This window comes from Streptomyces sp. NPDC002499 (genome assembly GCF_053595415.1).
On sequence record NZ_JBSFXO010000025.1, the window covers coordinates 23567 to 36188 of the forward strand.

The following is a 12622-nucleotide window of genomic DNA, read 5'->3' on the forward strand; positions in this document are numbered from 1 at the left end:
CGGGTTCCGGCGGGCGGTTCCGTAGGCTGGAGACATGTCCGACAGCGGCGTCTTCGATCTTGACCAGTACCTCGCGCACATCGGGTGGGAGGGGGAGCGGCGGGCCGACCTGGCGACGCTGCGGGGTGTGCATCTCGCGCACATGCGGGGCATCCCGTTCGAGAACCTGGACGCGCTGCGGCGTACCGCTCCCTCGCTCGAACTGCCCGATCTGACGGCCAAGTTGCTGCACAGCCGGCGCGGCGGCTACTGCTACGAGCAGAACACGCTGCTCGCCGCCGCGCTGGAGGCGCTGGGCTTCGGGGTGACCCGGCTGACGGCCCGGGTGGTCGTGGGCGCGGGCCGGATCGAGGACCGCCCGCGCACCCACATGACCCTGCTCGTCGAGGTGCCGGGCGACCCGCAGCCGTACGTGGCCGATGTCGGCTTCGGAGCGATCGGGGCGCTGCTGGAGCCGGTGCCGCTGGTGGTCGGCGTGGAGTCGCACGACGCCGGGCGCCGGCACCGGTTCGTGCACGTGCCGCACCGGGGGCCGCTGGAGCTGTGGGTGCTTGAGGCTTACGGCGACGGTGCCTGGCAGGCGCAGTACGCCTTCACCCTGGAGCCCTTCGAGCGCGTCGACTTCGAGGTCATCAACTGGCACATCGCCACGAATCCGCGCTCGCCGTTCACCCAGCGCCTCTTCGTCCAGCGCGTCACCGCCGACCGCCATCTCCTGCTCCACGGAAGCCTGTTGACCGAGACGCGGGCCGACGGCGAGGTGAGCAAGCGAGAGGTGACGGACGAGGGGGACGCGCGGCGGTTGCTGGACGAGGAGTTCGGGATCGAGGCGCCGGACGGGGTGACTCTGCTGGGCTGAGTTGAGCCGAGCTGAGTTGAGCTGAGTTGAGCCGATCCGGTCGGCGGCTCAGCTCAGTCCCACCAGAAGTGCCAAGTCGGCCGGTCGATCAGCTGCTGGGCGTACGTCTCCAGGTCGCCGCTGTCGTCCGGGCAGAAGGCGAAGTGTTCGGCGGCCACTTCCTCGGCCTCTTCGAGAGTGGTGGGCGGGGCCGCCACCGACACGAGGAGCGAGGCGAAGCCGAGGGCGACGAGCCGGACGCCGAAGCGCTCCTCCCAGGAGCGGAGGACGGCGCAGAGGCGGGCCGTGTCGTTCTCGTGGTCGGCGGGGCCCATCCAGCCGATGGCCGCGGGGATGTCGGCGCTGCGGCGGGCCGGTACGAGGGCGAGGTGGGGTTCGTGGACCACGGGCTCACCGTCGACCACGGGCTCTCCGTCGACCACGGACTCACCGTGGAGCACGGGCCCGCCGTCCGCCAGGGAGTCGGCGATCTCGGCGGCCCGCTCGTCGGGGTCGGCGGTCGGGGTGAGCGGTTCGGCGAGGCCGGGCCACTCGTCGCCCTCCTCGGTGTACTCCTCCCAGAGTTCCTCCAGCACCTCGTCGGCGTCGTGGTCTCCGGGGTAGGACATCTCGTCGGGCGCCAACTCCCACTTCTCCGGCCCGCCTTGGCCGCCGCCCAGGTCGAGGACGACCGGGAGCAGACCGGCCGACGGTGCCGTGCGCCGCAGCGCGGACCAGGCGCCCGGTATCGCCCGCTCGTCCGCGAGCCACAACAGCGGTTCGTGCCAAGGGCCTTGGTCCGTCTCGTCGACCAGTCGGCCGGGCGGGAGTTCGAGACCGAGGGACGCGAGCCTCGGCAGCGGGTTGGGAAGTGTCGCCATGCCACCGACTTTAAAGCCGGCCACTGACAACGGGCCCCGAGGCCCGTGGACAGGGGGTTCGGCAGACCGGTGCGTGAAGGCTCGTGCACCGGTCTGCCGTGTTCCCCCGTTCCCCCGTAACGACCGGACCTGTCCGCCGCGTAGCGGGATCCGGTCGCTCTGTCCATAGTCCGTGGGGCGGGCGCGAGTCGCGATGGTTTCGGTTCTGGCCGAATCGTGTGGGATCCGGATGCCTACGTGTCCCGCAGCGCACCCGCGACGACCGCCGTCACCGTCCGCCGCACGGCCGCGCGCTCCGGGGGTCCCGCCTCCCGGTCGGCGAAGAGGAGGTGGGCGGCGCCCAGCAGGGTCGGGGCGAGGGTGGTGACGTCGGCATCGGGGGTGAGCCGGCCCAGGTCGCGTTCCGCGGTGAGGTAGGCGGCGAGCAGCGCCGAGGCCTCGCCCATGAGCGGGATGCCGGTCGAGCCGGCCGCGCGCAGTCGGGCACGGAGTTCGTCCCGCGAGATCACGAGGCTCACGACCGCGATCCCGACCGGGTCGAACACGTGGATCAGCGCGTCGGTGAGGTGATCGACCACGGAACCGGAACCGGTGCTGGTGCCGGCGGCGGCTTGCAGGGTGTCCGACAGGGCGTCCAGCCGCGCGATCCGGTCGAGCACGAGGTCGGCGAGGAAGGCGTCGAAGTCCGCGAAGTGCCGGTGCAGGACGCCTTTCGCGCAGCCCGCCTCCGTCGTGACGGCCCTGCTGGTCAGCGCGGTCGGGCCGTCGCGCAGGAGGATTTGCTCGGCGGCGTCGAAGAGTTGTCGGCGCGGATCGCGCATGGCCACGCCTGTCGGCATACCGGATTCCGTTTCCTCGACGTTGACGAGTGGGCGCGCGCCCACCCATAGTGGGCGTATGCCCACTCTACCGTCTTCACCGTCGTCAGGGGATCAGCCCCATGCCCGCCGGGACATCGCGGAGTCCTTCGGCGCGGATGCGGAACGCTATGACCGGGCCCGGCCGCGCTATCCCGACGCCCTGGTGGAACGGATCGCGGGCGGAGCGGGGGCGCGCGTGCTCGACGTCGGGTGCGGTACGGGGATCGCTGCGCGGCAGTTCCAGGCGGTCGGTTGCGCTGTGCTCGGTGTGGAGCCGGATGCCCGGATGGCCGACCTCGCGCGGCGGCACGGAGTCGAGACCGACGTGTCCACCTTCGAGGAGTGGGAGCCTGAGGGGCGGGAGTTCGACGCGGTGGTCGCCGGGACGGCCTGGCACTGGGTCGATCCCGTCGCCGGGGCGGAGAAGGCGGCGCGGGTGTTGCGGGCGGGTGGGCTGCTGGTGCCCTTCTGGAATGTGGCCCAGATTCCGTCGGACCTGGCCGAGGTCATCGCCCGCGCGTGCGAACGGGCCTTGCCGGAAGTGCCGTTCGACTTCCGGGCGGCCATGGCCCAACAGGCGGCCGAGCCGTATCAGCCGCTGCTCGACAAGGCGGCGGACGGTATGCGGGCTGCCGGTGGGCGGTTCGGGGAGCCTGAACAGTGGCGGTACGACTGGGAGTTCACGTATACGCGGGACGCGTGGCTGGACGTTATGCCGACGCAGGGGGCGTTCACGCGGTTTCCGGCGGAACGGTTGGCGCCGGTGCTGGAGGCGGTGGGTGCGGCGATCGATGTGCGGGGCGGGGCGTTTGCGATGCCCTACGCGACGATGGCGGTCAGCGTGCGGCGCAATCGGCGGCGGTGAAGGCGGCCCAGGCGGCGGGGGTGAGGTGGAGGGTGGGGCCGGTGTCCGCGGGGTTCTTGGAGTCGCGGATGTGGATGGCGTGAGGGGAGGTGGCCACCTCGACGCATTGGCCGCCCTCATCGCTGCTGTAGGTCGACTTGAACCACTGAAGTGTGGTGCTCATTGCTCTCCTAGCAGACGGCCCAGCAGGCTTTGGGAATCCTCGATCGTGAGGGCCTGCGTTCGCAGCATCGCATACTTGCGAGTCAGGATGGACACCTCATCCAGGTCGGAAACCCACTGGCTGCCGCGCTGCGACTCGGTGTATGCGAGCTGCTGGTGGTCGGGTGTTTCCAGGAGGGTGAAAGAGCCTGCGGTCCCCACATGAGAGGTGCGGTTCAGCGGCAGGATCTGCAAGGACAGGCCGGGGAGTTCGGACTGCTCGCGCAGAAATCGCAGTTGGGCCAGGTGCGTTGCGCGGCCGCCGGTCGGCATGAGTAGTGCCGGTTCCCAGATGACGAAACTGAGTGTCGGCGGAACCTTGCGTTGCAGGATCTCCTGGCGGCCGATACGGGCCGCGATCTTCATGTCCAGCTCGTCGGGGTCGTACGCGGGGACGCGACCACTCAGCAGTGCGCGGGCGTACGCCTGGGTCTGGAGCAGGCCGGGGACGACCAGGGTGTCGTACCAGGACAGGGCGATTGCTTCGCGCTCGTGCTGCACGTACAACTCGGCGAACATCGGGAACTGGTCGATCTCCGGCAGGTTCTCCAGGCCGATGACCAACATGCCCTTCGCGTCCAGGATTTCCTCCAGCAGCACCGCGAGGTCCGGTTTCAGTGCTCGTCGGCCCTGCTCGATGGAGGCCATCGTCTCCTCTTCGACCCTCGCGCGGGCCGCCAGCTCACGCTGGGTGAGGCCAGCCGCACGGCGAGCCGCCCCTACCTGCGCGCCCAGCATCTTCATCGCCGAGAGGTTCTTCTTCCGAGGAAGTTTCCTGGAGTTCATGCTGGTCAACTCCCCCTGCGTACTCGTACACGACCTCGCACGAACCCGTACAAAAAATCTGTACGGGTTGACGCAGTGATCCACACTAGTGACTCTGCGCGACATTCGTCCCGTGAATGCCGCAACCGAACTCCCCTACCAGCGCGATCAGTTCTACGCCCGCCATCGCCGCTCCGTCCCCGCCGCCCGGCACTTCGCCCGCTGGTCCCTGATCCACTGGGGTCTCGCCGCCTGGGCCCGCGCAGACGACCTCGTGCTGTGCGTCAGCGAACTGGCCACCAACGCCGTCCTGCACGGCGCCCCGCCCGGCCGTGGCTTCCTGCTGCGCGTGCGGTACGACGGTGACGTACTCCGGGTCGAGGTGCACGACTCCGGGACCGGTGTCCCGAGGGTCGCGGACGAGCCCGACGGGCCGGACGAGGGAGGCAGGGGGCTGTTCCTCGTCGCCGCGCTGTCGGACAAGTGGGGCGTGGGGCAACGGGATCTCGGCAAGGTGGTGTGGTGCGAGTTCGCGTGCGCGGGCTGAACGGGAGGTTCTCTGCCCGCCTGCGGCACCCTCGCGTCCCGATACCGTGGAGGCGTGGACGGACGTGGGGGACGGGGAGCGGGTGCCGGGATGGCCGACGGGCCGCTGCTCGAACAACTGCACTTCGGGCGCGAGGATGCCGAACGGGACGTGACGGACGGCCTGTTGCTGCGCGGCGGGTTTCTGCCCAACGCCGCGTACCGGGGCGCGCTCAGCGGACGCAAGATGCTGATCATCGGGCGCAAGGGGTCCGGCAAGAGCGCCATCTGCATGCAGCTCAAGGCGGACGGCGCCGGCCACTACGCCGGGACCGAGCTGATCCCGCCGGACGAGACCGCGGGTGAGGAGATCCGGCGCTTCGAGTTGCAGGGGCTGCCCGGGGACTCGGCGAAGGCGTTGATCTGGCGGTACCTCTTCGCCGTATACGCGGCACGGCACTTGGTGGCCCACGCGAAGGACGTGCACGGGTACCGGCCCGACTCGGTAAAGGCGCTGGCGCGCTTCCTGAAGCAGAACGGCGAGTCGGCGGACGGACGGTTCGGGGACCGACTCGCTCAGGCGGCGAGGGGGTTGCAGACCTCGCTGTCGCTGGAGGCGTTCGGGTTCAAGGCAGGATTGGATCTCGGGCAGTCGCCGTTGTCCGAAGGGGCGCAGGCCACCCGGCAGTTGGACGTCGTCGAGCAGGGCGTGGCGCAGGCCTTCGCCGACCTGGGCTGCGGTGATCGCGACGGTGGCGCTCTCGACGACGGCGCCGAAGCGCACGGACCGCTGCTGCTCATGGTCGACCAGCTGGAGCTGGTGTGGTCGGCCGAGACGGACAGCAACTCCATGGTGATCGGCCTGCTGCTGGCGGCCAAACACGCGGCAAGTCTGTACGGCCCCGCGGTGCGGGTCCTGCTGTTCCTGCGCGCCGACATCTATGACTCGCTGCATTTCGGGGAGGGCGACAAGTTCCGCGGCGACGAACTGCGGATCACCTGGACCGAACAGGCCCTGCGGGACCTGGCGTTGGCCCGGGCGCGGGCGTCCGCCGGGGCGGAGCTGACGGCCGAGGTGCTGTGGGGCGAGCTGTTCCCGGCGGAGGTGGCGGGGGAGGAGACGGCCGCGTACCTTTTCCGGCGGTGTCTGCCGCGCCCCCGGGACGCGATCCAGTTCCTCAACCTCTGCCAGGAGACTGCGTCGCTGCTCCACGGCCGGGACCGGATCACGGAGGCGGACGTCGTCCAGGCCGGACGGCAGTTCTCCGACTGGAAGTTGAAGGACCTGGCGCTGGAGTACCTGGTCGCGCATCCCTTCCTCAAGCACCTGTTTCCGTTGTTCCAGAACACCGGGTACGTGGTGACCCGGGCTGTCCTCGGCAGTCGCTTCGAGGCGGCGGCCGAGTCACTGCACCGGCTGTTCCCCGCGTACGCCGACGCGTTGACGGTCTCCGGTGTCGTCGACGTCCTCTACGCGGTGGGCTTCCTCGGGGTGCGGCGCGGCAACGACGTGGTGTTCGCCGGGGGCGACGACCTGCCCGCGCAGTTCCATGAGACGGAGTTCCACGTCCACCCCTGCTTCCGCGCGGCGCTCGGCGCCAACAGCGCGGTCGTCCTGCGGCACTTCGAACTCGGCGCGGCGGTCGACCGCGTCGTCCAGGGCGGCAACCAGGGTGGCGTCAACGACGGCGGCTTCACCTCCGCACCCACCCGCGACTTCCGGCTCGTCCAGGAAATCCGCCGCTCCTGCCACTCGATCCTCGCCCAGACCGGCCGCGCGGTGAGCCTGGCGCAGGGCGCCCGCGACGAGATCACCCAACAGATCAACCGGGTCCTCGACGAGGTCAACGTCCTGCCGTCCAGCGCCGGTTCGGCCTATGACATGGAGGACCGGGTCCTCGTCACCGCCCACTACTTCGACACGCTCGCTGCGCAGCTTCTCGCGGGTGGGCTGGACGACTCGACGGGGGCGGGGGATGTGGTCCGGCGGGTGCGGGAGGAGGCGCGGCGGTTGCGGGCGCAGGCGGACGGGTCCTACGGGAGTTCGGGAGACTCTTCGGGTCGGTGAATCAGGTGACTTGTCAGGACTCCGAAGCGTCATACTCGTAGCGGAGTTCTGGGCCAGACCGTCGTGCGGCGGTGGCGTTCCGCCGACGGGAGAGGGGACCGGTGCAGGGCGTACTGCTCGCCGAACGGTTTCGGATCGGGGGCCGGCTGGGGGCCGGCGGGATGGGGCAGGTGTGGGCCGCGCTGGACGAGCGGATGCGGCGGGATGTCGCCGTCAAGATCGTCCATCCGCAGTACGGCATGGACGAGGCGGAGACGCAGGCGCGGTTCCAGCGTGAGGTGCAGCTCGCGGGGCGGTTGTCCCACCAGAACATCGTCACCGTGCACGACTGGGGCGAGGTGGCGGTGGATGGGCGTCGGACGCTGTTCCTGGTGATGGAGTTGGTGCATGGGGTGCCGCTGCATCGACGGCTCGCCGAGTCCACGCCGACGTGGCCGCTCGCGGTCGGGTGGGTCGCACAGATCGCGGAGGCGCTGCACGCGGCGCACGTCGAGGGTGTGGTCCACCGGGACATCAAGCCCGCAAACGCGCTTCTCACGCCTTCCGGGACGGTCAAGGTCGTCGACTTCGGGGTCGCCAAGTTCATGGGGGAGACGCTCGGGGCCCGTGAACTGACCGTCACCGGCATGCCGTTGGGGTCACCGCCGTATATGTCTCCCGAGCAGGCGGAGGGTGACCGGGCCGTCGATCACCGGAGCGACCTGTACTCGCTCGGGTGCCTGCTGTACCACGCGGTGACGGGGCGTCCGCCGTTCACGGGGAACAGTCAGTGGGCGGTGTTGCGGAAGCAGATGGACGCGACGCCTGAGCCACCGGCCAGTCATGTGGAGGATCTCCCCGCCCTGCTGAACGACCTCATCCTGAGCCTCCTCGCCAAGCGTCCGCAGGACCGGCCGGATGATGCCGCGGCCGTCTGCGACGCCTTGTGCGCGGTGCTGGTCGACCAGGCCGTCCTGCTGCCCGGGGACGACATTCTCGAGACGGCCCGACTGGTGCACACCGCCTCCGTGCCCGGGCGCATTCTCGAGAAGGTGCGGGCGGCGACCGAGGCGTTCATCGAGGAGAACATCGCCTGGGCCGAGATGGTGCGTGCGCGCGCCGAGAGAGAGGCTCACCGGCTTCGGGAGGGGGCGCGCGCGGAGGCCGGCGAGATCCTGGAGCGCGCTCGCGCGAACCGGCGACTGCTGCGGGCCGTTTCCGCGCTGGCCACAACCAGGGCAGCGGCGGAGCAGAGATCTGCGGGCGCCGCGTCGGTGAGCAACGTGAACCAAGTCCGTACCCGCTACGACTCGGGGCAGGCCGCCCGCCTCATCAGCAGAGCCAGGAAAGAGGCCGAGGCGGCCGCCGGGAAGATTCTCGCGGACGCCCGTGCCGAGGCGGCGGGGATCCTCGGCGAGGCCTCCGAGGCGGCCCGCACGATCACCGCCGAGCACTCTCCCGCCGACGCGGTCGTCGAGGGCGGAAAGATCATCGAAGCGGCACACAGGGAGGCGGCCAGGGCCGCTGAGGAGCTGATGTTCCAGGCCAGGGCCGACGCGGACGAGATGCGCGAGACCGCCAAGCGGGAGACGGATCAGCTGCGGGCGAAGGTCGAGGACGGCGCCATCCGGCTGCGGGCGGAGACCGAGCGGGACATCATCAAGCTGCGGCTACAGGCCGAGAGGGACGCGAGGCTGATCCGGGGGACCGCGGCGGCCGAGCCGACGTAGGAACTCCTACGTCGGCTCGGGGGCTGCGTGTCAGAGACGCTCGGGCGTCCTGATCCCCAGCAGCGCCATCCCCCGCTGCAACGTCCTCGCCGTCAAGTCCACGAGGAACAGGCGGTTCTCCACGACCTCCGGCGCGTTGTCCGGGGACAGCACGTGGCACTGGTCGTAGAACGTCGTCAGGACGGACGCCAGTTGGTAGAGGTACGCCGTCAGCTTGTGCGGGGCGTACTCCTTCGCCGCCTCCGCCACCACCTCGCTGAACTGGTCCAGGTGCAGGCCCAACGCCCGTTCCGCCGGGGCCAGTTCGAGTTCCGGGTGGGCAGACGGGGTCGCCTCGCCCGCCTTGCGGAGGATCGATTGGATTCGGGCGTACGCGTACTGGAGGTACACCGACGTGTCGCCGCTCAGGGAGACCATCTGGTCCAGGTCGAACTTGTAGTCCCGTACCGCGGACGTGGACAGGTCGGCGTACTTCACCGCGCCGATGCCCACGTACCGGCCGTTGTCGACGATCTCCTGCTCGCTCAGGCCCACCTTCTCGGCCTTCTCCCGGACGACCGCGGTGGCGCGCTGGACCGCCTCGTCGAGGAGGTCCTCCAGCTTCACCGACACACCCTCACGCGTCTTGAACGGCTTGCCGTCCTTGCCGAGGATCGTGCCGAAGGCCAACTGGTACGCCGACACGTCGTCGTTCAGCCAGCCTGCCCGCCTTGCGGTCTCGAAGACCATCTTGAAGTGCAGGGATTGGCGGACGTCGACCACGTAGAGGAGGCTCGTCGCCTTGAGGTTGAAGACCCTGTCCCTGATCGCCGACAGGTCCGTCGCCGCGTAGCCGTAGCCGCCGTCCGACTTGCGGACGATCAGCGGGACGCGGTTGCCGTCGGGGCCCTTGATGTCGTCGAAGAACACGCACAGCGCGCCGTCCGAGATCTCCGCGACCCCGGACTCCTCGAGGAGCCGGCACGTCTCGTCCAGCATGTCGTTGTAACCCGACTCGCCGACGATGTCCGCGTCCCGGATCTCCATGTCCAGCTTCTCGAAGACGGAGAAGAAGTAGATCTTCGACTCGTCCACGAACTTCTGCCACGCGGCGAGTGTCTGCGGCTCGCCCGCCTGGAGGTCGACCACCCTGCGCCGCGCCCTCGTCTTGAACTCCTCGTCGGAGTCGAAGAGTTTGCGCGCGGCCTTGTAGAGGCGGTCGAGGTTCGACATCGCCTCCTCGCCGGTGACCTCACCGTCGGCGTGGTCCAACTCGCCCGGGTGCTCGTCCAGATACTGGATCAGCATGCCGAACTGCGTTCCCCAGTCGCCGATGTGGTGCCTGCGCACCACCGACTCGCCGGTGAACTCCAGGAGTTGGACGAGCGCGTCGCCGATCACCGCGGAGCGGAGGTGGCCTACGTGCATCTCCTTCGCCACGTTCGGCTGGGCGTAGTCGATGACCGTCGTGCCGGGGTGGGCGGCCAGGGGCACGCCGAGGCGGGTCTCGTCCGCGTAGCGCGCCGCGAGGTTCTCGGTGATCGCCTTGTCGGTGATCGTGATGTTCAGGAAGCCGGGGCCGGAGACCTCGATGTCCTTGATCACGTCACCCGACTCGACCTGCGCGACGACCTGTGTGGCCAGCTCCCGGGGGTTGGCCTTGGCCTTCTTGGCTAGGGCGAGGATGCCGTTCGCCTGGAAGTCGGCGCGGTCGCTACGTCGCAGCAGTGGGTCCGCGTCCGCCTCCGGCAGGGTGGCCGAGAGGGCGTTCGCGAGGCGCTGGTGGACTAGGTCGGTGAGCGACGTGACCGAGGTCATGGGGTGGGAGCCGTTCTCCTCGTGGGTTTGGTAGACACGGTCAGTATCCCATGGGGGGTAAAGCGGGTTTTCGGGTGCGGGCCCGGTGGGGGCTGGTCGCGCAGTTCCCCGCGCCCCTGAGAGGCGGCTGCGCCGCCACCCAGGGCTTGGCTCCCGCGCCTCTGAATAGTCGGCTGCGCCGCCTATCAGGTCTGGGACAATGTAGGTGTCAGCCGTTGACCGTACGGCTACCCCGCGCCAGAAAGAAGGACGTGCCGATCGTGGCTCAGAGCACCGAGACCACCGACTGGGTCTCCCGTTTCGCGGATGAGGTCATCGAGGAGTCGGAGCGTCGGGCCCCCGGCAAACCTGTCGTCGTCGCGTCCGGGCTGTCCCCCTCCGGTCCCATCCACCTGGGCAACCTGCGCGAGGTCATGACCCCGCACCTCGTCGCCGACGAGATCCGGCGGCGGGGGCGGGAGGTGCGGCATCTGATCTCGTGGGACGACTACGACCGGTACCGCAAGGTGCCGAACGGTGTCCCCGGGGTCGACGAGTCCTGGGCAGAGCACATCGGCAAGCCGCTGACGTCCGTGCCCGCGCCGAAGGGGTCCGCGTACCCGAACTGGGCCGAGCACTTCAAGGTCGCGATGGCCGAGGCGCTGGCCGAGCTGGGTGTGGAGTTCGACGGGATCAGCCAGACCGCGCAGTACACCTCCGGGGTGTACCGCGAGCAGATCCTGCACGCCATGAAGCACCGCGGCGACATCGACGCGATCCTCGACCAGTACCGGACCAAGAAGGCGCCGGCCAAGCAGTCCCAGAAGGCGGTCGACGAGGCCGAGTTGGAGGCCGCCGAGGGCTCCGGCGCGGCGAGCGAGGACGACGGTGCCTCCGGCTCCGCCGGCTACTTCCCGTACAAGCCCTTCTGCGGCGCCTGCGGCAAGGACCTCACCACCGTCACCGCGTACGACGACGACACCACGGAGCTGACGTACGTCTGCACCGAGGACGGCTTCACCGAGACCGTTCTGCTCAGCGAGTTCAACCGCGGCAAGCTGGTCTGGAAGGTCGACTGGCCGATGCGCTGGGCCTACGAGGGTGTCGTCTTCGAGCCCAGCGGGGTCGACCACTCCTCGCCCGGGTCCTCGTTCCAGGTCGGCGGCCAGATCGTCGGGATCTTCGGTGGCAAGCAGCCGATCGGGCCGATGTACGCGTTCGTCGGGATCTCCGGGATGGCGAAGATGTCGTCGTCGAGGGGCGGGGTGCCCACCCCCGGCGATGCCCTGAAGATCATGGAGCCGCAGCTGCTGCGCTGGCTCTACGCCCGGCGCCGGCCCAACCAGTCCTTCAAGATCGCCTTCGACCAGGAGATCCAGCGGCTCTACGACGAGTGGGACAAGCTGGACGCGAAGGTCGCCGACGGCTCCGCGCTGCCCGCCGACCTCGCCGCGCACGCCCGCGCGGTGCGCACCGCGGGCGGTGAGCTGCCGACCACCCCCCGGCCGCTGCCGTACCGCACGCTCGCGTCCGTCGCCGACATCACCGCCGGCAACCAGGACCAGACGCTGCGCATCCTCGGCGAGCTGGACCCGGCCAACCCGCTGGCCGACCTCGACGAGGTGCGGCCCCGGCTCGACAAGGCCGAGGCCTGGATCAACACGCACGTCCCCGCCGACCAGCGGACCATCGTGCGCGCCGAGCCCGACGCCGAACTGCTGAAGTCCCTCGACGAGGCCTCCCAGCAGTCGCTGCGGCTGCTGCTCGACGGGCTTGAGTCGCACTGGTCGCTCGACGGTCTCTCGCACCTCGTCTACGGCGTCCCCAAGGTCCAGGCCGGCTTCTCCGCCGACGCCGGGCCCAAGGAACTGCCCGCCGAGATCAAGACCGCCCAGCGCACCTTCTTCGCCCTCCTCTACCAGCTCCTCGTCGGCCGCGACACGGGTCCGCGCCTGCCGACGCTGCTGCTGGCGGTGGGGCAGGAGCGGGTGCGGGCCCTGCTCGGGGAGTAGGCGGGGCCACAGCGGTTCTACGACGACGGGGCGGCCTCCTTTCGTGTCGTGGGGGGAGTTATGAGGGCGAGGCCGTGAGGGCGGCCAGCGGGAGTTCCAGGCGGACTTCCGTGCCCCGTTCG

General features: G+C 69.8%; 11 protein-coding genes. 6 read left to right on the top strand and 5 right to left on the bottom strand.

The window, feature by feature from the left end; genetic code table 11:
- The first annotated feature begins 34 nt into the window (after window positions 1-34).
- Window positions 35-859: an arylamine N-acetyltransferase family protein gene (locus tag ACWD5F_RS45060; protein ID WP_451261926.1), complete on the top strand. Its 825-nt coding sequence runs from the start codon at window positions 35-37 to the stop codon at window positions 857-859.
- A gap of 53 nt (window positions 860-912) precedes the next feature.
- Here ACWD5F_RS45060 and ACWD5F_RS45065 read toward each other — a convergent pair whose 3' ends face one another.
- Window positions 913-1719, bottom strand: a complete 807-nt coding sequence (locus ACWD5F_RS45065; protein WP_451261927.1) for a DUF4253 domain-containing protein — start codon at window positions 1717-1719, stop codon at window positions 913-915.
- Between the two features lie 233 nt (window positions 1720-1952).
- A complete protein-coding gene (locus ACWD5F_RS45070; RefSeq protein ID WP_451261929.1) occupies window positions 1953-2558 on the bottom strand; it encodes a TetR family transcriptional regulator in 606 nt (201 codons plus the stop codon).
- A gap of 58 nt (window positions 2559-2616) precedes the next feature.
- On the opposite strand from ACWD5F_RS45070, the gene ACWD5F_RS45075 reads away from it, so the two are divergent.
- Entirely contained in the window at window positions 2617-3444 is an 828-nt protein-coding gene (locus tag ACWD5F_RS45075; RefSeq protein WP_451261930.1) for a class I SAM-dependent methyltransferase, read from the top strand.
- On the opposite strand, the gene ACWD5F_RS45080 is transcribed toward ACWD5F_RS45075, so the two are convergent.
- On the bottom strand, window positions 3416-3607 hold the full coding sequence (locus ACWD5F_RS45080; RefSeq protein WP_451261931.1) for a DUF397 domain-containing protein: 192 nt from the start codon (window positions 3605-3607) through the stop codon (window positions 3416-3418). The genes ACWD5F_RS45075 and ACWD5F_RS45080 overlap by 29 nt on opposite strands.
- A complete protein-coding gene (locus tag ACWD5F_RS45085) occupies window positions 3604-4431 on the bottom strand; it encodes a helix-turn-helix domain-containing protein (protein WP_451261937.1) in 828 nt (275 codons plus the stop codon). The genes ACWD5F_RS45080 and ACWD5F_RS45085 overlap by 4 nt, the downstream gene beginning before the upstream one ends.
- A 112-nt stretch (window positions 4432-4543) precedes the next feature.
- Between ACWD5F_RS45085 and ACWD5F_RS45090 the strand changes: the two genes are divergently transcribed.
- From ACWD5F_RS45090 to ACWD5F_RS45100, 3 genes are all read left to right on the top strand, one after another.
- Complete coding sequence (locus ACWD5F_RS45090; protein ID WP_451261932.1) at window positions 4544-4957, top strand: ATP-binding protein; 414 nt, start codon at window positions 4544-4546, stop codon at window positions 4955-4957.
- Between the two features lie 90 nt (window positions 4958-5047).
- Window positions 5048-7003 (top strand): P-loop ATPase, Sll1717 family, encoded by a 1956-nt coding sequence (locus ACWD5F_RS45095; protein ID WP_451261938.1) that lies wholly within the window; start codon window positions 5048-5050, stop codon window positions 7001-7003.
- Window positions 7004-7104: 101 nt separating this feature from the next.
- A complete protein-coding gene (locus tag ACWD5F_RS45100) occupies window positions 7105-8712 on the top strand; it encodes a protein kinase domain-containing protein (RefSeq protein ID WP_451261933.1) in 1608 nt (535 codons plus the stop codon).
- A 30-nt stretch (window positions 8713-8742) separates the two neighbouring features.
- On the opposite strand, the gene argS is transcribed toward ACWD5F_RS45100, so the two are convergent.
- On the bottom strand, window positions 8743-10509 hold the full coding sequence (gene argS / locus ACWD5F_RS45105; protein ID WP_451261935.1) for an arginine--tRNA ligase: 1767 nt from the start codon (window positions 10507-10509) through the stop codon (window positions 8743-8745).
- A 251-nt stretch (window positions 10510-10760) separates the two neighbouring features.
- Here argS and lysS point away from each other — a divergent pair, with 251 nt between their 5' ends.
- Window positions 10761-12500, top strand: coding sequence for a lysine--tRNA ligase (gene lysS, locus ACWD5F_RS45110; RefSeq protein WP_451261936.1), 1740 nt, complete (start codon window positions 10761-10763; stop codon window positions 12498-12500).
- Window positions 12501-12622: the final 122 nt, after the last annotated feature.